18 protein-coding genes are annotated in these 24442 nt (G+C 70.1%); 13 read left to right on the top strand and 5 right to left on the bottom strand.

The window, feature by feature from the left end:
- Positions 1-25: 25 nt before the first annotated feature.
- Positions 26-3616, bottom strand: coding sequence for an indolepyruvate ferredoxin oxidoreductase family protein (locus Mth01_RS24045; RefSeq protein ID WP_239089951.1), 3591 nt, complete (start codon positions 3614-3616; stop codon positions 26-28).
- 159 nt (positions 3617-3775) lie between these two features.
- Here Mth01_RS24045 and Mth01_RS24040 point away from each other — a divergent pair, with 159 nt between their 5' ends.
- The 3 genes from Mth01_RS24040 (at position 3776) to Mth01_RS24030 (ending at position 6066) form a co-directional block, all read left to right on the top strand.
- On the top strand, positions 3776-4252 hold the full coding sequence (locus tag Mth01_RS24040; protein ID WP_204018208.1) for an Lrp/AsnC family transcriptional regulator: 477 nt from the start codon (positions 3776-3778) through the stop codon (positions 4250-4252).
- Between the two features lie 184 nt (positions 4253-4436).
- Positions 4437-5222 carry a GNAT family N-acetyltransferase gene (locus Mth01_RS24035; protein WP_204018207.1) on the top strand — a complete coding sequence of 262 codons (786 nt, stop codon included), beginning with the start codon at positions 4437-4439 and terminating at the stop codon, positions 5220-5222.
- Between the two features lie 112 nt (positions 5223-5334).
- A complete protein-coding gene (locus Mth01_RS24030; protein WP_204018206.1) occupies positions 5335-6066 on the top strand; it encodes an MOSC domain-containing protein in 732 nt (243 codons plus the stop codon).
- Between the two features lie 32 nt (positions 6067-6098).
- Here Mth01_RS24030 and Mth01_RS24025 read toward each other — a convergent pair whose 3' ends face one another.
- Positions 6099-6842: a hypothetical protein gene (locus Mth01_RS24025; protein WP_204018205.1), complete on the bottom strand. Its 744-nt coding sequence runs from the start codon at positions 6840-6842 to the stop codon at positions 6099-6101.
- A 358-nt stretch (positions 6843-7200) separates the two neighbouring features.
- Here Mth01_RS24025 and Mth01_RS24020 point away from each other — a divergent pair, with 358 nt between their 5' ends.
- From Mth01_RS24020 to Mth01_RS24010, 3 genes are all read left to right on the top strand, one after another.
- Entirely contained in the window at positions 7201-7572 is a 372-nt protein-coding gene (locus Mth01_RS24020) for a DUF6247 family protein (protein ID WP_204018204.1), read from the top strand.
- Positions 7573-7887: 315 nt separating this feature from the next.
- Positions 7888-8265: an MmcQ/YjbR family DNA-binding protein gene (locus tag Mth01_RS24015; protein WP_204018203.1), complete on the top strand. Its 378-nt coding sequence runs from the start codon at positions 7888-7890 to the stop codon at positions 8263-8265.
- Between the two features lies 1 nt (position 8266).
- Positions 8267-8551 carry a putative quinol monooxygenase gene (locus Mth01_RS24010; RefSeq protein WP_204018202.1) on the top strand — a complete coding sequence of 95 codons (285 nt, stop codon included), beginning with the start codon at positions 8267-8269 and terminating at the stop codon, positions 8549-8551.
- A gap of 65 nt (positions 8552-8616) precedes the next feature.
- Here Mth01_RS24010 and Mth01_RS24005 read toward each other — a convergent pair whose 3' ends face one another.
- Positions 8617-9450, bottom strand: a complete 834-nt coding sequence (locus tag Mth01_RS24005) for an aldo/keto reductase (protein ID WP_204018201.1) — start codon at positions 9448-9450, stop codon at positions 8617-8619.
- Between the two features lie 110 nt (positions 9451-9560).
- A complete protein-coding gene (locus tag Mth01_RS24000; RefSeq protein WP_204018200.1) occupies positions 9561-13067 on the bottom strand; it encodes a heavy metal translocating P-type ATPase in 3507 nt (1168 codons plus the stop codon).
- A 270-nt stretch (positions 13068-13337) separates the two neighbouring features.
- Between Mth01_RS24000 and Mth01_RS23995 the strand changes: the two genes are divergently transcribed.
- The 3 genes from Mth01_RS23995 (at position 13338) to Mth01_RS23985 (ending at position 17951) form a co-directional block, all read left to right on the top strand.
- Positions 13338-13535: a heavy-metal-associated domain-containing protein gene (locus tag Mth01_RS23995; RefSeq protein ID WP_204018199.1), complete on the top strand. Its 198-nt coding sequence runs from the start codon at positions 13338-13340 to the stop codon at positions 13533-13535.
- Between the two features lie 15 nt (positions 13536-13550).
- Positions 13551-14612, top strand: a complete 1062-nt coding sequence (locus Mth01_RS23990) for a flavin-containing monooxygenase (RefSeq protein WP_204018198.1) — start codon at positions 13551-13553, stop codon at positions 14610-14612.
- A gap of 120 nt (positions 14613-14732) precedes the next feature.
- The gene (locus Mth01_RS23985) at positions 14733-17951 is read left to right on the top strand and encodes an AfsR/SARP family transcriptional regulator (RefSeq protein ID WP_204018197.1); all 3219 of its coding nucleotides are present in this window, start codon (positions 14733-14735) and stop codon (positions 17949-17951) included.
- A gap of 338 nt (positions 17952-18289) precedes the next feature.
- Here the strand turns inward: Mth01_RS23985 and Mth01_RS30475 are convergent, their stop codons facing one another.
- On the bottom strand, positions 18290-18529 hold the full coding sequence (locus Mth01_RS30475; RefSeq protein WP_407695973.1) for a cation transporter: 240 nt from the start codon (positions 18527-18529) through the stop codon (positions 18290-18292).
- A gap of 230 nt (positions 18530-18759) precedes the next feature.
- On the opposite strand from Mth01_RS30475, the gene Mth01_RS23975 reads away from it, so the two are divergent.
- The 4 genes from Mth01_RS23975 to Mth01_RS23960 form a co-directional block, all read left to right on the top strand.
- The gene (locus Mth01_RS23975; RefSeq protein ID WP_204018195.1) at positions 18760-18921 is read left to right on the top strand and encodes a hypothetical protein; all 162 of its coding nucleotides are present in this window, start codon (positions 18760-18762) and stop codon (positions 18919-18921) included.
- A 99-nt stretch (positions 18922-19020) separates the two neighbouring features.
- Complete coding sequence (locus Mth01_RS23970) at positions 19021-19971, top strand: ABC transporter ATP-binding protein (RefSeq protein WP_204018194.1); 951 nt, start codon at positions 19021-19023, stop codon at positions 19969-19971.
- A gap of 5 nt (positions 19972-19976) precedes the next feature.
- Complete coding sequence (locus Mth01_RS23965) at positions 19977-22535, top strand: ABC transporter permease (protein ID WP_204018193.1); 2559 nt, start codon at positions 19977-19979, stop codon at positions 22533-22535.
- Positions 22536-23375: 840 nt separating this feature from the next.
- On the top strand, positions 23376-24442 hold a 1067-nt coding region (locus tag Mth01_RS23960), incomplete at its 3' end, for a DUF222 domain-containing protein (protein WP_204018192.1).

Below are 24442 nucleotides of genomic sequence, written 5' to 3'. Positions count from 1 at the left end.
TAGGTCACGGGTCAGGGGTCACGGGTCAGGTGGATTGCGCGGCGGGCTCGGTAAGGCGGGCGAGAGCGGTCCGGGCGCGCTCGCGGAACTCGGCGACGCGGGCGAGCTTGATGTCCTCATAGCCGCGGATCATCTCCGGCAGCGCGGCGATCTCAGCTACGGCGTCCACCGTGTCCACCATGTCCGGCGTGCCCGGGGTGAGCCGGGTGAGGGCCTCGCGCACCATGCCACGGTATTCGCCGACGAGTTCCCGTTCGACCCGCCGGACCTTGGCGTACCCGAACACGTCCAGCGCGGTGCCGCGCACGACGCGGGCGGCGCGCAGCCCACGGAACAGAACGCCGGCCGACCTGCGCAGCCTGATCTTGCGTTTCATGCCCATCGCCCGCAGCAGCGGCGGGTGCAGCAGCACCGACACGACGGCGTCGGGGCCGAACTCCCGCTCCCGCCTCGCCTTCTCCTCCGGGTCGAGGTGCAGCCGGGCGACCTCGTACTCGTCCTTGTAGGCCATGAGCTTGTGCAGCCCCCGGGCATAGGCGAGCCCGATCCGCTCCCCGGCATCCGCCCCCGCACGTTCGGCGGCGGCGTCAGTCACGCTGCGCACGTCCTCAGCGTACTTCCGGGCATAAGCCGCGTTCTGGTAATCGGTCAGGTCGGCGGTCCGGATGGCGAGCGCCTCCTCCAGCCCGGCCGGTTCGACGTTGTCCGGCCGGGGATCCGTCGCGGCGAGTACGGCCTGGCGGTCGGCCACCGCCGCCCGGCCCCAGCGGAAGGCCGCGAGGTTCTTGTCGACCGCCGCCCCGTTGAGCCGGATCGCCTGCTCGATCGACCCGGCCGAGACCGGGATGCAGCCGTGCTGGTAGGCCGCGCCGACGAGCAGCATGTTGGCGGGCATGTGATCGCCGAACAGCGCCTCGGCGAGACCGTGGGCGTCGAGGTAGACGTTGTCGGCGGCCCCGGGCTCACCTCCACGGGTGGCCGACTCGACGCGGACGACCGCGTCGGCGGGCGAGCCGGGCAGGGCATCGCGGCCGGTCACCATGGCGGCGGTGGGCACGATGCCGGTGTTGACCACCGCGATCGTGTGCCCGGGGGAGGCGACGGCGAGGTTGCCGTCGGCGGCCGCGCCCAGCAGGTCGAAGCCGATCAGCACGTCCGCCGCGCCACGCGAGGCGCGCACCGCGCCGGTGATCGGCCGCGGGGAGATGCGGATGTCGCTGATGACGGGCCCGCCCTTCTGGGCCAGCCCGGTCTGCTCCAGCCCGGCCGCGTGCAGCCCGTCGAGGTGGGCCGCCATCTGCAGGATCTGCGAGACCGTGACGACGCCGGTGCCGCCGATGCCGGGCATCCGGATGAGGACCGGTCGTCCGGCGAACCTGCCGACCGGCTCGGACGGCTCGACCGGAAGCGAAGGCAGCACCCGCTCCCGTCGCCGTCCCTTGAGGGGCTCGACAAGCAGGAACGACGGGCAGTCGCCCTTGAGGCAGCTCAGGTCCGTGTTGCACGACGGCTGGTGGATGCGGGTCTTGCGGCCGAACTCGGTCTCCACGGGCTGCACCGACAGGCAGGTGGAGACGTCGCCGCAGTCGCCGCAGCCCTCGCAGACCCGCTCGTTGACCACGACCTTCACGGCCGGGGTCGGCAGCTGTCCGCGCTTGCGCAGCCGCCGTTCCTCGGCCGCGCACCGGTCGTCGTGGATCAGCACGGTCACCCCGTCGAGCGCGGCCAGTTCCTTCTCCACCCCCGCCAACTCGTCACGGTGTCGTACGTCCGCGATCGGCGCCAGCCGGACGCCCCGGTAGCGCTCCGGCTCCGGCGTGGTGATCACGATGCGTCGGACGCCCTCGACGGCGAGCGAGTGCGTGATCGCGGGGACGTCCATGCGGCCCTCGGCCCGCTGACCCCCGGTCATCGCCACCGCGTCGTTGTACAGCAGCTTGTACGTCATCGTCACCCCGGCGGCCACGGCCGCGCGTACGGCCAGCGATCCGGAGTGATGGAAGGTGCCGTCGCCGAGGTTCTGCACGAAATGCCGGTCGTCGGTAAAGGGAGCGAGACCGAGCCACTGGGCGCCCTCGCCGCCCATCTGGGTGATGCCGACCTGGGTGCCGCGCCCGTTCCCGTCCAGCGCGATCATGGCGTGGCAGCCGATGCCGACGCCGACCAGCGTGCTGTCGGACGTTCGGGTCGAGATGTTGTGCGGGCAGCCCGAGCAGAAGTACGGCGTGCGCGCCGCCACCATCGGCAGCAGACGACGCGTGGCCCGGCGAGACGGGGCGAGGTGAGGCGGGGTCAGGTGCGGCGCGGTCAGGTTGACGGTCGGGCGGGGCAGCCTGTCGGCTCCGACGCAGGCGACCAGCGCCTTGGCGACGTCCTCGGCGCCGAGGGCGCCCCGGGAGGTGAGCAGCTCGCGTCCCGTCTCGTCGAACCGCCCGATCACGGCGGGCACGCGCTCGTCCGGAGACCGTTCACTCAGAGACCGTTCACCCAGGGCCCGTTCGCCCAGGGCCCGCTCGTAGAGCGCCTGCTTGAGCCATCCCTCCAGGAACGGCACCTTGTCCTCCACCACGAGCACCCGTTCGAGGCCGGACGTCAGACCGGCGAGCTCGCCGGAGTCCAGCGGGTACGGCATGGCGATCTTGATGAGTCTGAGCCCGAGATCGTCCATCGCCGGCTCGTCCAGCCCGAGGTCCTCCAGCGCGCGCCGGACCACGGCGTACGTCGTCCCGGCGGCGAGGATGCCGAGACTCGCCCGCCGCGACCCGAACGTCACCCGATTCAGACCGCATTCACGGGCGTAGTCGCGGGCCAGGCGGAGCCTGCGGGTCAACTGGTCGTGCTCGGCGTCGACCGAGGCCGGCCCGACGAGAGTGGGCGGCGCGCCGCGCCCGACCGAGTTGGCCGGCGATGGGGGGATTCGATCACGCGACGCGCCGAGATCAGTGTCGAGATCGAGGGTCGCCGAAGCGTCGGCGAGGTCGGCCACGATCTTCAGGCCCGTCCACAGACCGGTGGCGCGTGACATCGCGACCGCGTGCAACCCCAACTCGATGATCTCGCCGATGGAACCCGGCGCGAGCACCGGCATGAACAGGCTCTGGCACATCTGCTCGCAGGCGCTGGGCACGGTCGAGGACTTGCTGCCCGGATCGTCGCCGATCCAGGCGACCGCGCCGCCGAGCGGGGCCGTGCCCGCCAGGTTGCCGTGCCGGATCGCGTCGGCGGCCCGATCCAGGCCGGGGTTCTTGCCGTACCAGAAACCCGTCACCCCGTCGTGCCGCCGACCCGGCAGGTGGCCGAGCAGCTGTGTCCCGGCCACCGCCGTGGCCGCCAACTCCTCGTTCAGTCCGGGCCGGAACACCACGCCGGCCGGATCGAGGAACTTCGCCGCCCGCCCCATCTCCAGATCGAGGCCGCCCAGTGGGGAGCCCTGATAGCCGGAGACGAAGATCCGCGTGTTCAGCCCGCGCTCCCGGTCCAGACGTCGTTGTTCCAGTGTCAGGCGGACCAGGGCCTGGATGCCTGAGATCAACACTCTGCCGTCCGTGGCCGTGTACCTGTCGTCCAGCGACACCGATGCCGTCGAGGCCGTCGAGGTGGTGGGAGTCACGCTCACGCGAAACCTCCTGGCTTGCTACCTGGGGGGATCTCCAGGACAGCAAGTCACCCGGCAGGTGCGCAAGCATCGCGCGAGAAGGCATGATGAAGACGCAAAATTCCTCGCGATTGCGTGTCCACAGCTCATTTTCTTTGCGCTCAAGAGGGAGTGTCTCGCATGTCGGACATCGACGACATCGACCACCAGGTGCTGCGTCTGCTCCGTGAGGACGGACGCCGGACCTTCTCGGAGCTGGCGGGCCAGGTCGGGCTGTCCGTTGCCGCCGTCAAGCGTCGCGTGGACCGGCTCCGGGAGATCGGCGTCATCACCGGTTTCACCGTCCAGATCGACTACGCCAAGCTCGGGTGGGGCATCGAGGCCTTCACCGAGCTGCGCTATCCCGGTACGACCCCGGTCAGCGAGATCGTCCGTACGGCCACGGACGTGCCGGAGGTCCAGCAGGTGTTCACCATCGCCGGCGACCCGGACGCGCTGATCCATGTCCGCGTCCGCGACCTCGGCCACCTCCAGCACGTCATCGACCGGCTGCGCCGGGCCGGGGACGTCAACGGCACCAAGACGCTGCTGGTGCTGGGGTCGTGGACCCGTGACGCGCTCACGGCGCAGCCACCGCGCCCCCAAATGCCCCGGTGAACCCGATGCCCCGGTGAACCCGATGCCCAGGTGAAAGCGCCGTATCCCCGATCGCCTGTCTGACGTATGGTCGCGGTGAGTCACGGATCGGAGGTTGTCACTTGTCCGTCGAGCCGCCGTCCACCCCGCACCGTCTGAGCGACAACGTGCCGCGGCCGTTCCCGGCCGATCAGGGACGCCCTCGGTGAACGACCTCGTCCTTCGCGAGCTCCACTCCATTGAGGAGTTCGAGGACGTCTTCCGGCTGTTCGACCGGATCTGGCATCCTCCGCCAGGCGGCGCGCCCGTCACCGTGGAGATGATGCGCGCGTTGTCGCACGCGGGCAACTACGTGGCCGGCGCCTACCGGTCCGACCACCTCGTGGGCGCGTCGGTCGGCTTCCTGTCGGCGCCGGTGGGACGGGCGATGCACTCCCACGTCACCGGTGCGGTCACCGGTGCCGCGGCCGGAAGCGGGAACGGCTTCGCCCTGAAGCTGCACCAGCGGGAGTGGGCGCTGGCCCGCGGCCTGGAGATGATCACCTGGACCTTCGATCCGCTGATCCGCCGCAACGCCCACTTCAATCTGGCCAAGCTCGGCGCCCGTCCCGAGGAGTACCTGCCGGCCTTCTACGGGCAGCTGGACGACGCCGTCAACGCCGGCGACGAGTCGGACCGGCTGCTCGTCGTCTGGCGGCTGTGCGAGCCGCGGGTGCTCGCCGCGGTGCGGCGGGAGCCGTACCGGACGGAGATTCCGCCGGACGCGGTGGTGGGGATCGCCGACACCGGCGGCAGGCCGGTGGCGGGTCGCACCGACGCCGCGACCGTGCTGGTCGCCGTGCCGCGAGACATCGAATCCCTGCGCACCGAGGACCCGGAGGCCGCCAGGGCGTGGCGGCTGGCCGTACGCGACGTGCTCGGCGGGCTGATGGGCGAGGGCGCCAGGGTCACCGGCTTCCGCGACGGCGGCTATGTGGTGGAGCGCGCCTGACGGGCATCCAACCGGCGGCGAATCGCATCTCCGCTGGTCACGCCGTTCACCCGGCCTTCGGCACCGAGCCACTGAAGGACATGACTTCGAAACACGGCCTAGGATCGGAGCTATGTACGGGGGAACCGTCGAGGGACTGTACCGCTGGCCGATCAAGTCCTTGCGCGGCGAGCGTCTGCCCGCCGTCCTGCTGGACGCCCGAGGGGTGGCAGGCGATCGGGCGTACGCGCTCATCGACGAGCGTCCGACCCACACGGGCAAGCGGCTCACGGTGCGGCAGTCGCCCGGAATGCTGGCCTGGGAGGCGGCGTACCCCGCGCCATGCGACGGCTCCCCCGAGCCGCCGAGCCCCCCGGTGCTCTACTCGCCCGAGGGCGTGCCGTGGGCGTGGGACGATCCCGATCTCCCCGCCGCGCTGACGGAGTCGTACGGCGTCCCGCTGTCGCTTAGGGCGGCCGACGGGCAGCAGGATCGGGGTCCGACCGTGCTGGTGACGTTCGAGGCGTCCCTGCGCGGCCTGGAGGAGGAGTTGGGCGCGGAGATCGAGTTGGACAGGTTCCGGCCCAACATTCACCTGGTCACCGACGCACCGGCGTTCGCCGAGGAGACCTTCACGGAGGGCACCGTGATCACGGTGGGCGGGTCCGTCCTCGAGGTGACGGGCGATCAGGCCGGACCGTGCATCCGCTGTGCCGTGCCGAGCTGGGACCCGTACGGCCGGGAGCGCTGGCCGGAGTTGCAGAAGCACCTCATCGCGGCTCACGAGAACAAGTTCGGCGTGATCCTGCGGGTGACCGGTCCCGGCATCGTACGCATCGGCGAGACGGCCGTGGTACGGCGATAGCACCACAGCGGTCTCACGTCTGAAAGGCGCTGTCAGGGGAACGCCAGCATGTCGAGCAGGGTATGCACCACGCCCGCGAGCGCCCAGGCGACGATGACGCTCACGACGAAGCTGAGGCCGATGGCCATGGCGCATCCCTGACCACCGCCCATCCGGCCGGTGTGGGCCGATCTCTGGGGTTCGAGGCCGTACGAGAGGGGGCGGGGCTCGGAGAACAGGAACATGACGGCCCCGACCTGGCCGACGGTGAAGAGCCAGAACCACGCCCATCGATTGCCGACGCGCGGCCGTGCCGTACCGAGCATGATCAGAAACGTGACGATCCACGCGAACCTGACCGTCCAGCTCAGATGGGGAACCGGAACCCGGAACGGCCAGCCGGGAAACAGGCCCGTGCCGTTGTTGTGCGCGGAAACGTCCCGCACGACCGGACCGGCCCGCCCCATGCTGGGAAGCTCCGTGCTGGGAAGCTCCGTACCGAGAGGCAGCGTGCTGAGATCCCGCTGCAGATCGTGCTTCGTGTAGGTCAGGTTCCACGGATCTGTCAGCCGGTACCAGAGGAGCGGGCTGGTGGACCAGCGTAGACCGTTCAGGTGACTGTTGTCGCCCCTGTAGATCACGTACGTGACCCGGCCAGTGCGCAGCGCAGCCTGGAAATCCGCGACTGCACGATCGCGCGGGGTCTCACTGAGAACCGTTACCAGACCACCCCAGAGCAGCACGACCAGCAGGATGACCCGCACCCACAGGCCCACGATCCGGTACGGCTCCCGCATGACCCAAGTTTCCTGGCGCAGGCCCACGTCTCCCCCGAGCCATCCGCTCGTTCAAACCGGCATGAATTTCACCCTGCGCCGATATCGTAAATCACCACGATTCCCCGTGGCCGTGCGGCTTCACGACTACCTGGCCGGCACCGTCGTGACCCACGATCGAGCCCTTGATCTTCAGAAGTGTCGTAGCCGCTTGATAGACATGAGGCATGACAGTGAGACCTGGAGCGGTCGAGGCTTCCGGTGGCACGCACAGAACAGCACTTCGCACATAGGCTGCTGGCATAACCCTACGTCCTGCAAGGATGCGCCCGCTCGGCTCTGCCGTAGGGGGTGCGCTCAGCCAAAGGAGGTCAGCCTCGTGACCGCCGAGTCCCATGAACTGGTCCTCGCTCGGACGCCCGAGCATATCTTGGAGTCCCTGGAGATCGACCGGAGTCCCCGGAACATCCGGACGTGCCTACCGCCTGCGGATCGCGACTACTTCGACAGGGACTACCGGCAGGCGATGGCCAGAGCCACCGAAGAACTGGACCTCTCGCCTGTCAATGACTTGCTTGCCCATTGGTGGCACATCGCAAGGATGAAAGCGAGTGGCGAGTACGAAGAGGTGCTGGAACGGGCGGCCCTTATCGAGAAGACAATCGAGCGCGGCGAGTACGCTCCGGGCAGGCCTCTACGTGAGGTCCTTGCCGAACGCGCGGCCGAATTAGGCATAGAGCTCGACCGATAGATGTACACGGTCGGCAAGAGCGAGCAGGTAGACGAGCAGATCGCGGCTCTTCCAGCCACGGCACTCGCGGCATTCCAGGAGGTAGTCCTATTCCTCCAGGTAGCGCCATGGAACGGCCACCCGTTCATGCGGGAACGACCTGACTCCCCAATGCGGACACGCACGTTCGGCGAAGGCGGATCAGGGATGGTGACCTACCTGATTATCGAGTATCGGCGCCTTGTGGAGATCATCCACCTGGTCTGGCATGAATGACCGCTGCCGGCGAGGCCGCGGATGGAAGAAATTGTCGTGGCCGCCTGGTAGATGTGGGGCATGGCGGTGAGTGTGGACGAGTTCCTGAAGATGCTGGCCGAGTTGCCCGATGTCGAGCAGACCGAGGCGGGCAACTGGGTCTCCCTGAAGGTGCACGACAAGGGCTTCGGCTATCTCTGGGAGAAAACCCAGACTGTGGGGCTCAAGTCGACGATCGAGGAGCAGCTGGCGCTCGTCGCGGAGCGCCCCGAGGTGTTCGAGGTCCAGTTCACGGCGGGCCAGTTCGGCTGGGTGGTGGTGCACCTCACGAAGATTGACGCCGACGAACTCGCAGAGCTGGTGACCGAGGCGTGGTGCCTGAGCGCTCCCAAGGAACTGGTCTCCTCGTACGAGGCCAAGCACCCTGTCCTGTCCCAAGCCCGGAACCGGGGAGCCTGAGATGATCATCGTCTCGGGACATCTGTACGTGGCTCCCGAGGTCCGCGACGCCTACCTCGCGGGCTGTGTCGAAGTCGTGGAGCAGGCACGAGCCACGGCGGGGTGCCTGGATTTCGCGCTCGCCGCCGACCTGGTGGAGCCCGGCAGGATAAACGTCTACGAACGCTGGGAGTCCGAGGCCGCTCTCGAAGCCTTCCGCGGTGACGGCACAAGCGACGAGCAGTCGGTGCAGATCCTCGACGCTGAGGTCCATCGGTACCGAATTTCTTCGGTCGAGCCCGCCTGACCTGGACGGCAGGACACACCCGCGCTTGGACTCTGCTGACCAGGTCGCCAATGGTCGTCCGATCGTCAGTGTTGGAGACGCTCGAACTGCTCGTCGGTCAGACGCAGATCCGCGGCGGCGGTGTTCTCCTCCAGGTGCGCGATCGTACTGGTGCCGGGGATCGGAAGCATGACCGGCGAACGGCGCAGCAACCAGGCGAGGGACACCTGCGCGGGGGTGGCGCCCAGCTCCGCGGCGACCTCCGCGAGCGGTCCGGACACCGACGCGTGGGCGCCGGCGGCGATCGGCGACCACGGGATGAAGGCGATGCCTTCGCGTTCGCAGTAGTCCAGCACGTCCTCGTCATCGCGACGGGTCAGGTTGTAGAGGTTCTGCACGCTAACGACCTCGATGAGATCCCTGACCGCTTCGATCTCCGTGACGGACACCTGGGAGAGCCCGAAGTGCCGGATCTTCCCCTCGTCCTGGAGCTGCTTGACGGCGCCGATCTGGTCGGCGAGCGGCACCTTGGGGTCGATGCGGTGGAGTTGGAACAGGTCGATGCGGTCCAGGCGGAGCCGCCGCAGGCTCAGCTCGGCCTGCTGGCGGAGGTACTCGGGACGACCCAGCGGGATCCACTCGGCCCGAGACGGGCGGGACTGCCCCGCCTTGGTGGCGATGACCAGGTTGTCGGCATAGGGATGCAGCGCCTCGGCGAGCAGTTCCTCACTGGTGCCGGGGCCGTACGAATCCGCGGTGTCGATGAACGTGATGCCCAGCTCGACCGCGCGGCGGACGAGCGCGAGGGCGGCGGGCACATCGGCCGGCGGCCCCCAGATGCCCGGCCCGGTGATGCGCATCGCCCCGAAGCCGAGACGGTCCACCGTGAGGTCCTTGCCGATCGTGATCGTGTCCCGCATCCCCGTCAACTCCCCCTGCTGATCGTCGTCGGTATTCCTGAGCGTATCGGCAGCCGGCCGGACCCGCGCCACCCGGTGACGGCGCGGGTCCGGCCATTCGATGGAAGGCCTCAGCGGGCCTCGACGGTGAAGGGCGCCGTGATGACGTGCCCGCTCGCCGTGCGGAACTGTCCCCACAACCGGTACAGGCCGGCGCGGGGGAAGTCGGCGTGCAGCCCGAGCTCGGGTCCGAAGGTCTGACCCGGCAGCGCGAACACGGGCCGGCCCTGGTCGTCCTCCACCTCGGCGTGCTCGTGGGCGAAGGCGCTGCCGTCGATCGGCATGATCACGACGTGTCCGGCCGCGGCCAGGTACGGCCTGAGACCGTCGATCGGCCTGCCGGTCGCGGCGTCGGCGAACCGGAAGGTGAACCGGCTGCCCGTACCGACCTCGGCGTCCCCGATGAGCGTGACACGCACTCCGTCCACGACCTGCTCCCGCGGCGACGGCGCGGGCGCCTCACCACCGGGCTGTGCCTCCTCGCCGCGCTGCGTCGACCCGTTCGGCTGTGTCGACCCGTTCAGTTGGGCAGACTCGTTCAGTTGGGCCGGGTCACCGACCGTGATCGCGTGGCGCTCCAGGATGTCGGTCATCTCACCGCGCCGCCGGAACTCGGTGTGGATGAGATAGGTGCCGGCCGTCGGGAATGTCAGCCGTACGGAGAACTCGCCGGGCCGGCCGTCGGGCGCCGGGTGGACGTGCGCGAAGGTGCCCAGGTCGAGCCGCGTGGCGATGAAGTGCATCCACGCCTCGTGGCTGCGCCCGATGTCGTCGACGAGCCGCCCGGACTCGGCGTCGGTCACGCGGACGCGGACGGTGACCGGCTTCCCGGGGGTGACGTCGTCGGGGACCTCCAGGTCGACCTGCACCCCGGCGTCGTCGGCGTGACGCGGCTCGGTCTCCGCCTCCATCATGACGCTCATCGCCGGGCGCATCGGCATGCCGGTGCCCTGCATCCAGGCGAGGACGCCGTTCATGCCGCGCTGGGCGGTGTCCGTACGGCTCAGCGCGGTGAGCCCGGCGCCGACGCACACCGCGAGCGCGGCGATGCCCGTGAGATAGCCATAATCGGCGATCTTGGCCAACACCCGGGCGCGCCCGGTCCGATCCGCGTCGGTACGGCGGAAGCCGCGCAGACGCAGGGCGTTGGTGACGACGCTGACCGAGCTCATCGCCATCGCCGCGGCGGCCAGCGAGGGATCGAGGAGGACGCCGTTGATCGGGTAGAGCACCCCGGCGGCGACCGGGATCAGCAGCACGTTGTAGGCGAACGCCCAGCCCAGCCCCTGCTTGATCGTGGTCACGGTGCGGCGGGACAGTGCGATCGCCGAGACGATCCCCCGCAGGTCGCCGCCGACAAGGGTGATGTCGGAGGCGGCGATGGCGACATCGGTCCCGGTGCCGATCGCGATGCCGAGGTCGGCCGTCGCCAGCGCCGGGGCGTCGTTGATCCCGTCGCCGACCATCGCGACGACGGCGCCCTCGCTTCGGAGCGCGGCGACGCGGGCGGCCTTCTCCTCGGGCCGGACGTCGGCGATGACCCGATCGCTCTCGATGCCCACCTGCCGGGCGACGACCTCCGCCGTGACCTGGTTGTCGCCGGTCAGCATCCATACGTCGAGGCCGAGGGCGCGCAGCCGCTCGACGGCGTCCCGCGACTCGGGCTTGACGGTGTCGGCGACGCCGATCACACCGGCGAGACGCCCGTCGATGGCGACGTACATGGGCGTCGCCCCTTGGGCGGCCACCTGGGCGGCCACCTCACCGGCCACCGCCGCCATGCCACCAGAATCGACGTCGCCCGCACCAATGTCACCCGAATCAATGGCGTGGCGTCGCATCAGCGCGGCGTTTCCGATGAGTACGGCACGGCCGCCGACCCGTGCCTCGACTCCGTGGCCGGGCACGGCCTCGAACGACTCCACCGCCGGCAGGTCGAGCCCGCGGTCGCGTGCCTCCGCCACGATCGCCTCGCCCAGGGGGTGTTCGGATCCCGTCTCGGCCGCCGCGGCGTACGCGAGCAGTTCGTCGGCGGACATCGCGGTGTCTCCCACGGTGTCTCTCTCGGTGTCTCTCACGGTAACGGTGCTGACGTGGGTGACGCCGGGGCGGCCGCGGGTGATGGTGCCGGTCTTGTCCAGCACGACCGTGGTGATGCGGCGGGCCTGCTCAAGGGCCTCACCTCCGGAGATCAGGATCCCGAGCTCGGCCGCCTTCCCGGTGCCCACCATGATCGCGGTCGGGGTGGCCAGGCCGAGGGCACAGGGGCAGGCGATGATCAGTACGGCGATCGCCGTACCGATGCCCATCGCGAGCCGTCCCTGCTCGGGCCCGAGCACGGCCCAGACGGCGAAGGTGAGTACGGCGATGCCGATCACGACGGGGACGAACCATCCCGAGACGGTGTCAACCAGGCGCTGCATCGGTGCCTTGGAACCCTGGGCGTCCTCCACCAGCCGGACGATCTGCGCCAGCGTGGTGTCCCGGCCCACGGCGGTGGCCCGCATGACCACCGAACCCGTCCGGTTGAGGGTGGATCCGATCAGCGGATCGCCGACATCCCTGCGCACCGGCAGGCTCTCGCCAGTGATCATGCTCTCGTCGACCGTTGAGACGCCTTCGACGACCACGCCGTCGACCGGGATCTTCTCTCCTGGGCGGACGCGGACGAGGTCTCCGACGACGACCTCCTCGACCGGCAGCTCCACCTCGACACCGTGTCCCTCCGCATTGGCGCGCAGCACGCGGGCGGTCTTCGGCTGCAGCCCCATCAGCGTCTTGATCGCCGTGGTCGTACGCCGCTTGGCCAGGGCCTCCAGCCACCGGCCCATCAGGACGAGCGCGATGACCACGACGGAGATCTCGAAGTACACGTGCAGCGGCAGCCCGAACCGCTCGGCCGCGGCCGGCCACAGGGTGACGAACGCGCTGTAGCCGTACGCCACGGTGGTGCCCATGGCGACGAGCGTGTTCATGTTGACCGCGCCGTGGCGGCCCGCCGCCCAGGCCGCGCGGTAGAACGGCCGGCCCGCCCAGAACTGCACCACCGTCGAGACGACCAGCAGCAGCGGCATCAGCCAGTCCATCGCGTCGATGGGGAGCGGAAGGTACATCAGCACCATCATCGACAGCCCGACCGGGAGGGTGACCTGCCATTTCCACTTCAGGTCGGTGATCTCTCGGTCACGCGCCGCCTCGGCGAGGCCGGCGGACGAGGCCCGTGACGGGGTCGGCGGTGGTGGCGGCGTTGACGGGAGCGCCGGTGGGCGCGCGGCCCTGCCGGGGCCCCCGGTCTCCCCCACGTTGCCGGTCGTGTTCTCGGGGCCCGTCACGTTCTCGTAGCGAGGGGCGGCGGTGTATCCGGCCCTGCGCACGGCCCTGCTCGCGGCCTCGGTCAGTGCCTCGATCGTGACGCGGGCGGCGTCGTAGGTGACGGTGGCGACCTCGGTCGCGAGGTTCACCTCGGCCACCTCGACGCCCTCGACCCGGCCGAGGGCCCGTTCCACCCGCCGCACGCAGGACGCGCAGGTCATACCGCCGATGTCCAGCGTGCAGGAAGCCTTCGTCGCAGTCGTCATGGCTCAGTTCCTCATCGACATGGGCCCGCCGGCGCGGGCCGTCGATGCGACTGTTCCGACCGCCGCTTTCCCGGCGCTGCCGGTTCGCTGTCCGAGCCGCTGTCCGAACCGCTGTCCGATCTCGTGGGTGGCCGAAATCCGGAGGACAGCGGGCGGACAGCGCGTGCCCGCAGGCTGCTCTCATCCCCGGCGGGCCGCATCGGGCGGCCCGCCACCGAGATCCCGGATCGGACTCACGTTCCAGATCCGAATCACGACAAGGAGCATCCCGTGAGCCAGCTCGTTCTCTCCGTCCCCGGCATCACCTGCGGCCACTGCGTCAACGCCATCTCCACGGCCGTCGGCGAGGTCCCCGGCGTCAGCGCGGTGGAGGTGGACCTGTCGGCCAAGACCGTGACCGTCGCGGGCGCCGCCGACCCTTCCGCCGTGCGCGCGGCGATCGACGACGCCGGTTACGAGACCGTCTGAGATAGGTATCTAGAAATGAACACCCAAGAACTCGACACGTTGATCATCGGAGGTGGGCAGGCCGGGCTGGCGCTCGGCCACCACCTCCGGCAGGCCGGTCGCCGCTTCGTGATTCTCGACGCCCACGCCCGGGTCGGTGACACGTGGCGGCGGCGGTGGGACTCGCTGACGCTGTTCACCCCGCGCCGGTACGACGCCCTGCCCGGCATGCCGTTCCCCGGAGACCCGGACGGTCATCCGGGCAAGGACGAGGTCGCCGACTACCTCGAGGCGTACGCCGCGTGGTTCGACCTGCCGGTGCTGCTGAACCACACCGTGACCTCCGTACGCCCGGACCGGCCCACGGGGTTCGCGGTCGACACGTCGGCGGGGTCGTTCACCGCGCGGCAGGTGGTGATCGCCACCGGTCCGTTCCACACCCCGCGGACACCCGACTTCGCGTCGCGGCTGTCCCCCGGCGTGGTGCGACTGCACAGCAGCGACTACCGCGACCCGGCCCGGCTTCCCGCAGGTGACGTCCTCGTCGTGGGCGCGGGCAACACCGGAGTGCAGATCGCCGCCGAACTCGTCGACCACGGCCGGAACGTCGCGCTGTCGGCCCCCACGCTGGGCCTGGCACTGCCGCAGCGGCTGCTGGGCAGAGACATCTTCTGGTGGTGTTCGCTGCTCGGCATGATGGACTTCGGCGGCGACAGCCGCATCGGACGCCGTCTCAAGAAACAGGACCCGATCTTCGGGACCGACGTGAAGGCCCTGATGCGGCGGGTACGGCGGCTGGACCGCGTGGTGGACGCCGACGGACCGGACGTCGTCCTCTCCGACGGAACGCGGCACAGTCCCGACGTGGTGGTGTGGGCGACCGGATTCCGGCCGCATTATCCCTGGCTCGACGTGCCCGTCCTGGACGACGCCGGCGCACCCGCCCATCGGGAGGGGGTGACCACGTGGCCCGGCCTGTACTTCCTCGGCCTGCCCTGGCAGCGCAATCGCGGCTCGGCGCTGCTCGGCTGGGTCGGACGGGACGCGGAGTCGCTCGCCGAGCAGTTGATCTCCGCGAGTCGGGCCGTACCCGTTTGACGGGTGATCTGTTTCGTGCCGGGCCGTACGCGTACCATGTCGGGGCAAACCGGGCAATGTGCCGGGAAGGCCGTCAAGGAGCGACATGGGACACCCGTCCGCCTCACCTGAGGACCTGCTGTGACGGCCGCGGCCTTCCGGGTCCTCGGCCCGGTCGAGCTCCAGGCCCCCGGCGGCGAGACAGGCACGCTGCCCCCGTCCGTGCGGGTCCTCTTGGCCCGCCTGGCCCTCGCCCCCGGACGCGTCGTGTCGGTCGACGGACTGACCGACGCGCTGTGGGGCGAGAACCTCCCGGCCGATGCCACGAACGCGTTGCAGATCCGGGTCTCCAAGCTTCGCAGGGCCCTCCTCGCCGCGGGCGTCGGCGGGGACGTCCTCGTCACCCGGGCACCCGGCTACCTGCTGGCCGTCCCCGCCGAGTCGGTGGACGCGTACCGGTTCGAGCACCTGGTGGGCGAGGCGCGCGGCGTAGCGGCCCGCGGCCTGACGGGACCGGCGTTGGAATGCCTCGACGAGGCCCTGCGACTGTGGCGAGGGCCGGCGCTGGCCGACGTCGGGGAGACGGACTGGGCGCTGGCCGAAAGCGCCCGCCTGGAGGAGTTGCGGCTGGGCGCCGTCGAGGACCGGCTCGAACTCCTCCTGGAGACCGGGCGGCACGTCGAGACCGTCGCCGATCTCGAACGCCTCGTGGTGGACAACCCCCTGCGTGAACGGCTGCACCGACTGCTGATGCTCGCGCTTTATCGGAGCGGGCGGCAGGCCGACGCGCTCACCGCCTATCAGGCGCTGCGCCACCATCTGGCCGACGAGCTGGGGATCGATCCGGCACCGGAACTGCAGGCGCTGGCCGAGGCCATCCTCCGCCAGCAGGTGCCGTCCCAGAGCCCGGCCGGCCCCTCGGGCAGTTCCTCAGGCGGTACGGCACCGGCCACCGCGACTGCCGCCCCTGTCGACCGGCCCCCGGCGGCGACCGCTCCGACATCACCCGTTCCGACATCACCTGCTCCGGCATCACCCGTTCCGTCCCGGGCTGAGAGCGAGGCTCGGGTGGCGGCGGCACACGCCGACCGGCTTCCCCAGCGGCTGGCCTCGTTGATCGGCCGAGACGACGACATGGTCACCACGCTGCGTCGGTTGGGTGAGGCACGGGTGGTGACGTTGACCGGCCCCGGCGGCGTCGGCAAGACGACCCTGGCGTTGGAGATCGCACGCGGCGCGGACGACGCGATCGCCGATCGGGTCCACCTGATCCGCCTGGCCGCGCTGGAGGCCGGCGCCGAAACCGTGGAGACCTTCATCACTGAACTGGGCCTGATGAGCGGCGGGCCCGGCGCCGATTCGACCGAGGCGATCGCCGAACATCTCGGCCCCGGGCGCACACTGCTCGTCGTGGACAACTGCGAGCACGTCATCGACGACGTCGCCGCCCTGATAGAACGACTGGTCGGGCGCTGTCCCGGACTGCGCGTGCTGGCGACCAGCCGGGAGGCACTGGCCATCCCCGGCGAGGTTCAGGTGGCCGTCGGCCCGCTGGCCGTACCGGACGAGACCGAGACCTCGGCGGCGGGCTCGGCGGCGGCGATCTCGGCGGCGCCGGCCGTACGGCTGTTCCTCGATCGGGCTCGGGCGGTGCGTCCCGCCTTCGCCCTGGACGCCGAGACGGCGCCGGTGGTCGCGACCATCTGCCGGCAGCTCGACGGCATGCCGCTCGCCATCGAACTGGCGGCCGCGAGGATCAAGGCGCTGTCGGCCGCCGACATCGCGGCGCGGCTGCGCGACAGGTTCTCCCTGCTGACGGCGGGACCCCGCACCAGCGAGGCACGCCACCGCACCCTGCGGGCCACCCTGGACTGGAGCCACGACCTGCTGTCCGACTCCGAGCGCCGCCTGCTGCGGCGGCTCGCGGTGTTCCGAGGCGGCTGGACGGTGCAGGCGGCGGAGGATGTGTGCGCCTTCGGCGGCATCGCCTCCGATGAGGTGCTCGACCTGCTGTTCCGGCTGGTCGACCGGTCTCTCGTGGTGCCCGACCCGGCCAGCGGGCGGTTCCGGTTGCTCGTCACGGTGCACGAGTACGCCCGGGCCCGCTTGGCGGAGGCCGGCGAGGCGGCGACGTGCCACGCCCGCCATCTCGATCACTACCTGCGACTGGCCGAGGAGCTCGGCCCGCAGGTCCGCTCGCAGGAGCTCGCCTGGTCGCGGCTGACCGACGAGCACGACAACTTCCGGGCCGCGCTGGACCACGCTGTGGATTCCGGCAAAGCCGGCGGGGCCGACGAGCCCGACAGAGTCGGCGAGTCGGGCGAGCGGGACGTCGTCGAGATCGGATTCCGGCTCGCGGGTGCGCTCGTCTGGTTCTGGAGCTACGGCCTGCGCTACGAAGGCGACCGGGCGTTGAACGCGCTGTTGGAGACCGGCGGAGGGACCATCGCGGCCCGGGCGCTCGCATTGCAGGGCATCGGAGTGCTCAGCGTCTACTACCCGACCCCGCGCTCGCATGCGGCCGTCGAGGAGAGCCTCGCGCTCTTCGAGGAGATCGGCGACCACCGCAACGCCGCGATCTCCCGGCTCACCATGGTCTGGGCGGGCCAGTACGGCGGAGACGCCGACGAATATCGACGCATGATCGCGAAAGGCCGCGACGAGCTGGGCGACTCCGACGACGGCTGGTGGCGGGCGATGACCCACTACCTCGAAGCCGCGCTGACCCTGCGCCTCGGGGAATTCGAGGAGTCGGCCCGCCAGTGGCGGCACAGCATCGATCTCCTCCGCTCCACCCGTGATCTGATGCTGGGCAGCGCGGCGCTGGCACACCTCGGTGTCGCCCTGCGTGAGGCCGGTCACCATGCGGAGGCCCGAGCCGTACTGGAGGAGGCCGTCGACGAGAACCGCCGGGTGGATTCCCTGCACGGGCTGACCTTCGCCCTGGTCCATCTGGCGCACACCCGGCTCGACCTGGCGGAAGGCGAGGGCAGAGGAGCCGAGGAGACGGACGGCGAGGGCAGGGGAGCCGAGGAGACGGACGGCGAGGCGACTGCCGTGCTCAACGAGGCGGACGAGATCGCCAGGCGGGCACGCAATCCCCGCTGCCAGGCGTGGGCGGCCTGGGGTCGCGCCCGCATCGCCCGTACGGGCGGCGACGTCTCGCGTGCCTACGACGAGTGCCGGCGAGCACTGACCCTGCTCGAGGAGCGCGAATTCCCCTGGGCCAGGGCGCGACTGTGGTCGTTCACCGCCGAATGCGCCGAGGCCACGGGCCACCGCGACGAGGCCGCGCAGGCCCGCCACGCGGCCCTGACCGTTGCTACGACAGCTGCCACGTCAGTCGAAACCACCACCTAACGCCCCTTCCTACCCCCGTGATCTTGTACCCGCCCCCGCGATCTTGCGGAAGGCTCGCAAGATGGCCTTCCGACCTGCACAGACGACTTTCATGATCTTGTAGTTTCATGCCGACAAGCCGTCCGACCTGCACCTGTACGCTTGGTGATCTTGCGGCGAGAAGTGCGAGATCACCAAGTGCGTTCGCGCTGCTCATTGGCTCTAAATGTGCGAGTAGCTACATGATCACGAATGCGAAATGCCTGCTCGTGGCGTCGACTGCGAGAATTCGCAAGATCACCACCTTGAGGGGTGGGGCGATCAGGGGGTGAACACGGCCCAGGTCGTGTTCCGTGGACCTAGGGAAGCTCCGCGGAACACCCTTTGCCCGAGCATCCCGAACAGGTCGCATCGCCCAGGCATACGGCTGAACCCAGCGCTTTCACAAGTTCCCGCTCGTCCACGTCTCCCTGAACCAGCAGGAGACCCCGCGCGGCGTCGACCTCGAACGAAACGACGCCTGGAACGTCTCTGACCAGTCGGCTCACGGCGCGAACGCACCGCCGGCACAGCCTGGCTTGTACGGATACGGTCAACATGTCCGCCTCTTGACGGCTCCCCTCTGCCATGCGATCAGGCTGCCCGACCTTGCTGGCGCCCCGCTGTCCGTCCGCTGTCCGTCCGGCTGCCCCGGCACCTGTCTGGGCGGCCGGGCCGTACCGGCGCCGCCAGAGGGCGGCCAGTGCGCGGCCAGTCGATGGCCAGCCAGTGGACAGCGCGGCCCGCGACGCTCCTCGTGTCAGATCCGATTCCGGCCAAGGAGCCCGCCGTGCACCTCAGCCTCATGTCCGAACTGCTCCTGCTGAAGCACGCCGAACTGCTACAGGAGGCCGACAACTACCGATTGGTCGCCAAACTACGGCGTTCCTGTGCCGTCAACCGCGCGACCCGCAGGGCCGCCCAGCGGCGCGCAGAAGCCGACTCCCGCTGAGTCGCCCGAGCCCCCACCCATCCCACACAGACCGTTCCTCCGAACTCAGCCGAACTCAACGTCGCCCTCCACACCCTCTCCCCCATCCAGGAGCCCGTCATGACCATCAGCATCGCCCCGCCCCTATCCCCCCAGAGCGGATCGACACAGAGCGGATCGACACAGAGCGGATCGACACAGAGCGGATCGACACAGAGCGGATCGGCACAGAGCGGATCGGCGCAGGACGGAACGGCGATCGCCGCGCAGGCATGTAACGTCGTGAAGATCTACGGTCGCGGCGACACGGCCGTCCGCGCCCTGGACGGCGCCACCCTGTCGATCCCGGCCGGGCAGTTCACCGCCGTGATGGGGCCGTCCGGCTCCGGCAAGTCCACCCTGATGCACGCCCTGGCCGGCCTCGACACGATCGACGGGGGCCAGGTGCTTCTCGGCGACACGGACCTCAGCCGGCTCGGCGAGCGGCAGCGCACGCTGCTGCGCCGCGAGCGGGTCGGCTTCGTCTTCCAGAGCTTCAACCTCGTGCCGACCCTGACCGCGGCGGAGAACATCGCCCTGCCGCTGACCCTCGCCGGACGGCGGCCCGATCAGGAGTGGATCGACGAGCTCGTCGCGATTCTCGGGCTGGCCGACCGGTTGCGGCACCGCCCGACCGAGCTGTCCGGCGGTCAGCAGCAGCGCGTCGCCGTGGCCCGGGCCCTGGCCGCCCGGCCCGAGATCGTGTTCGCCGACGAGCCGACCGGCAACCTCGACTCCCGCGCCGGGGAGGCACTGCTGAGCTTCCTGCGGCGCGCCGCACGTGAGCTCGGCCAGACCATCGTGATGGTCACCCACGACCCGAGCGCCGCCGCGTACGCCGACCGCGTGGTGTTCCTCGCCGACGGGCGCGTCGTCGACGAGCTGTCCGCGCCGGCCGTACCGGCCATCCTGTCCCGCATGGCGAGCCTCGACACGTCGGCTCCGGCGTACGCGACCAAGACCGCGACCAAGACCGCGACCAAGACCGCGATCGACTCCGCGCTCGACTCCGTGATGGACGAGGAGAAGTGATCCCGATGTGGCGTCTGGCCCTCCGCAACGCTCTCGCACATCGCGCCAGGCTGGCGCTGACCCTGATCGCCGTGATCCTCGGGGTCACCTTCGTGACCGGCAGCCTGGTGCTCACCGACACCTCCCAGCGGCTGCTGGACGATCAGTTCCGTACGGCTACCGCCGGCGTCGACCTGACCGTACGCGACGCCGCCGCATTCGACTCGGCCATGGGCGTCGAGGTCGAACGCGACCCGCTGCCCCCCACGGTCGTGGATCAGATCCGCACAGTGCCCGGTGTGGCGACCGCCAGCCCCGTCGTCCGGGGCAGCGGGCTGCTCAGCACCGACAAGACGGCCGGCGGGAAGGCGATCGTCCCCTCGGGCTCTTCGCTCCTCGCTTCCTGGGAGCCCGCCCCCGTCGGGGCGTTCACGCTGCGGGCGGGTCGCCCGCCGGCGGCGGACGACGAGATCGTCATCGACGCCGCGACCGCCGAGGGGCACCACATCGCCCTGGGTGACACCATCACCGTTCAGGCAGAACGTACGGCCGGCCTGCGGGTCGTGGGGCTGGCCGGATTCGGCGGCGCCGCCGGCCTGCCGGGCAGCACCGTTGGGCTGGTCAATCTACCCACGGCGCAGCGCCTGCTCGGGCTGGGCGACGGCGTCACCGAGGTCGCCGTCATCGCCGCCGAAGACATCGACCCCCAGCAGCTGCAGAACCGCGTCGCCGCCGCGCTCGGGACCGAATACGCGGTGGCCGCCAGCCGCGACATCGCCGCGGCGAGCGCGGATGCGGCGAAGACCCAGGTCGCCTACCTGCAGCTCATGCTGCTCGCCCTCGCGGCGGCGGCCCTGCTCGTCGGCGCGTTCCTGATCGCCAATACCTTCTCGATCGTCATCACCCAGCGCACCCGTGAGATCGCCGTCCTGCGCGCCGCCGGCGCCACCGGGGGTCAGGTCCTCCGATCCGTGCTCGGTGAGGCGTTCCTGGTGGGGATCACCGCGTCGATCGCGGGGGTCGGGCTCGGCGTCGCCACAGCGGCCTGGCTGCGCAGCCTCGCCGGAGCCTTCGGCATCACCCTCCCCGATGGGGGCCTCATCGTCGCACCGCGAACCGTGATCATCGCATTCTTGGTCGGCATCGGCGTCACGATCGTCTCCGCGATCGGACCCGCCCGCCGCGCGGCCACCGTGGCGCCGGTCGAGGCGATGCGGCTGTCCTCGGCGAGCGCTGCCACCGGAGGCCGCGCCCGTACCGTCATCGGGTGGATCATGACCGGGCTCGGCGCCGCCGGCCTGACCGCCGTCATCGCCGGGCCGCGTTCGTCGGTCGGCCTGATCGCCCCGGTCGGCGCCGCCGCGATCAGCGTCATCGTGGGGCTCGTCCTGCTGGGTCCGGCGGTCACCCCGACCCTGGCCCGGCTCATCGGACGGCCGCTGGACGCCGCCGGAGTCCCCGGTCGGCTGGCGCGCGAGTCGGCGGCCCGGGCACCGCGACGCACCGCCGCGACCGCCCTTGCCCTGGCGATCGGCCTCGCGCTGATCAGCTTCATGACCGTGCTGGCCACCTCCATCAAGGCGTCGGTCGCGAGCTCGTACAAAGAGGTGATCTCGGCCGACTACGTCATCGAAAGCGCACGCAACGAGATGCTCGGCGGCCTGTCCCACCACGTGCACCATCATGTGAGCGAGCTGGCCGAAGTCGCGGTGGCGTCCCGCCTGCGCTACGGCCACTGGAAGGACGGCGAGGCCACCCGGGCCCTGACCGCCGTGGACCCGGCCACGCTGCCGGAGGTCGCGTCACCGCGCATGGTCGCGGGTGGTCTGAACGCTCTCTCCGGCGGCGGCATCGTCCTGGCGGAGAGCGTCGCCCGGCAGCGTCACCTCGCCGTCGGCGACAGCCTGCCCATGACGTTCTCCCTCACCGGCACGCAGCGCATCCCGGTCGTCGGTCTCATGCTCGACCGCGACGCGCACGCACTGTCCACCGACTACCTGATCTCGCTGGACACGTTCTCGGAGAACTACCGAGAGCATGTCGACGCCAGCGTCTTCGTGAAGATCGCCAACGGGGTGAGCGACGTCGCGGCCAAGAAGGCGATCAACGGCGTCCTCGCCGACTACCCGACCGCACAACTGCGCGACCAGGCCGCCGCGGTCGCCGGGCGAACCCTCATGATCGATCAGGTTCTCGGCATGGTGACCGCCCTGCTGATGCTCACCATCTTGATCGCCGCGCTGGGCATCACCAACACTCTCGCCCTGTCCATCATGGAGCGGACACGGGAGATCGGGCTGCTGCGCGCGGTCGGGATGACCGGCGGCCAGATGCGCTGGATGATCCGCGGCGAGGCGGTCCTCATCGCGGCCCTGGCGATCGTTCTCGGTGTCGGTATGGGCATCGCCTTCGCGGCCGGCACGGTCGCCGCCCTGGGCAGCGCCATCGAGGCCCCGCTGGTGCTGCCCGTGGGCCGACTCCTGATCATCGTGACCGTGGCCGCCCTCGCCGGGTTGCTGGCCGGACTGCTGCCCGCCCGCCGCGCCGCCAGGCTCGACGTGCTGACCGCGATCGCCGCATCCTGACGGCCCACCCCGACACCCCACCCCGGCACCCATCCCGACGGCCCTCCCCTGACAGCCCTGCCCTACCGGACAAGGCGGTCGCCGTGCCGAACTGCATGCTCGGTACGGCGACCGCCGCATTTTTCCCGTTTTACGCCTTACCCCCATATCTACTTTCATCATTACCGGCATTTCGGACTTATAAGCAAGCGGTATCCATTACTCATAATTCTTTCCAAACAGATCGAGAAAGGTATTGCAATCCTCGGGTGGACATGAGATTATTCAGACAGGCTTTCGAAAATCGAAGTTGCGGCAAGAAGTGGCACTGGAAGGGGGGCCATGGAGTCGGAAAAGCTAACCAACCTCGACGAGCTGTTCCCGTCGGGTTTGCCGCGTCCGGGGATTCCATCCCTACTTGGGCCCGAGTGGTGGGCCGAAGTGAAGGCGGAGGCCGCAGCACGTGCTGCGGCCCGTTCCTCAGGCTCTTCGACGGACGCCTCATCGTGGACCGACTGGTCCGCAGCATTCCGCCGTACGCCTCCGGACGCTTCATCTCCAAGTGCCGACTCTCTGCATGGCGACTGGCCGGCCAATGCGGTTGTCGGTGACAAATCTCGTACGACTGACGGTTCCCGGGCGCGCGTCGCAGATGGTGACGGCCCCCATCGGCAGCGCGCCCCAGAGACCACGGCTGCGCCTTCTGATGGCCCATCCGACAACCCCCCTGGCGAACACTCTGAAAAGCACTCTGGCAACGCCCCCGATAATTCTTCTGATGGCCCCTCGGGCAGCTCAACGGACGACCCTAAGGGTGCCTCTGCGACTTTTTCCGCGGACGGGTCGGCGTCGTGGCCGTTGGTGAGTGAGATCCGGGAGAGCACCCTGTCGCTGGCATTGACCCCGGCGCCGGACTCGCCCCAACAGTGCCTGGCCCAGATGGAGGAGTTGGCTTTCGCACGTGACCGACTGGAAGCGGCGATCGCGATCCGGACCCAGCGGGTGCACGCCGCCGGGGCCGCCCGCGAGCACGGACACGCCTCCACCAAGACATGGCTGCGCTCGGCATGCGGGATGAGCCGACGTGCCGCCAACCGCCTGGTGGCTCTGGGGACCGATCTGGAGCGGCTACCGGAGGTCCGGCACCGGTACGCCGCTGGGATGCTGAATGAGGGGATCGTGTCGGCGATCTGCGCAGCCACGAGCGGTCTCGGTGACGAGGACGCCGCCAAGGCCGAGGCCATCTTGTTGGAACTGGCCGACGCCGCCGGTCCGGATGAGATCGCCAAGGCGGGGCGATACCTGCGGGCGGTTCTTGATCCCGACGGGGAGATCGCCGACGCGAACGCCGACAATGCTGCCCGGTTCCTCCTGGTGCGGGAGACCGGCACCGGTGGGCTGGAAGGGGAGTTCCGCCTGCCGCGTGAGGCCGCGGCCCGACTGCGAACGCTCCTCGACTCGTATGCCAAGCCCAAGGCGCGGGAGGATGACCGGCCGCTTCGGGTCCGCAACGCCGACGCGTTCATCGCGTTCTTGGAACAGCAGATCACAACCGAACTGCTGGTGCTGGTAAACGCCGAGTCCCTCCCCGACGACCCGGCACCCGCCGGCGGCCCCGCCCCCAGTGCCCCCGCTCGCGACGATGACACCGTTCGCGACGACGACACCGCCGACCACGGCGGTGCCGCCTCCAAGTCTCCCACCCGAGACGATGACGACGCCGAAGCCGACGCCGATGACGACGCCGGCCCCGAGGCTCCCGCCCCTGCTCGGGAGGGCGTCGCCGCCGACTCCGCCCATGGTGGCGGCTCAGCGAGCGGGGCTGGTGAGGGCGAGGCCGCCGGAGGTGAGGCCGCCGGAGGTGAGGCCGCCGGAGGTGAGGCCGCCGGAGGTGAGGCCGCCGGAGGTGAGGCCGCCGGAGGTGAGGC

The sequence above is a fragment of the Sphaerimonospora thailandensis genome (assembly GCF_016863115.1).
In the GTDB taxonomy this organism is placed as follows: Bacteria; Actinomycetota; Actinomycetes; order Streptosporangiales; family Streptosporangiaceae; genus Sphaerimonospora; species Sphaerimonospora cavernae.
This window is presented reverse-complemented; position numbering and strand designations above follow the sequence as displayed.

What these genes read in the sequence shown, in the direction of transcription:
- Mth01_RS23965 (WP_204018193.1), top strand. Translation starts at nt 19,977, where the DNA reads ATGTGGCGTCTGGCCCTCCGCAACGCTCTCGCACATCGCGCCAGGCTG.
- Mth01_RS24015 (WP_204018203.1), top strand. Translation starts at nt 7,888, where the DNA reads ATGGCGGTGAGTGTGGACGAGTTCCTGAAGATGCTGGCCGAGTTGCCC.
- Mth01_RS24040 (WP_204018208.1), top strand. Translation starts at nt 3,776, where the DNA reads ATGTCGGACATCGACGACATCGACCACCAGGTGCTGCGTCTGCTCCGT.
- Mth01_RS23990 (WP_204018198.1), top strand. Translation starts at nt 13,551, where the DNA reads ATGAACACCCAAGAACTCGACACGTTGATCATCGGAGGTGGGCAGGCC.
- Mth01_RS24030 (WP_204018206.1), top strand. Translation starts at nt 5,335, where the DNA reads ATGTACGGGGGAACCGTCGAGGGACTGTACCGCTGGCCGATCAAGTCC.
- Mth01_RS24005 (WP_204018201.1), bottom strand. Translation starts at nt 9,450, where the DNA reads ATGCGGGACACGATCACGATCGGCAAGGACCTCACGGTGGACCGTCTC.
- Mth01_RS24025 (WP_204018205.1), bottom strand. Translation starts at nt 6,842, where the DNA reads ATGCGGGAGCCGTACCGGATCGTGGGCCTGTGGGTGCGGGTCATCCTG.
- Mth01_RS23970 (WP_204018194.1), top strand. Translation starts at nt 19,021, where the DNA reads ATGACCATCAGCATCGCCCCGCCCCTATCCCCCCAGAGCGGATCGACA.
- Mth01_RS30475 (WP_407695973.1), bottom strand. Translation starts at nt 18,529, where the DNA reads ATGTTGACCGTATCCGTACAAGCCAGGCTGTGCCGGCGGTGCGTTCGC.
- Mth01_RS24010 (WP_204018202.1), top strand. Translation starts at nt 8,267, where the DNA reads ATGATCATCGTCTCGGGACATCTGTACGTGGCTCCCGAGGTCCGCGAC.
- Mth01_RS24000 (WP_204018200.1), bottom strand. Translation starts at nt 13,067, where the DNA reads ATGACGACTGCGACGAAGGCTTCCTGCACGCTGGACATCGGCGGTATG.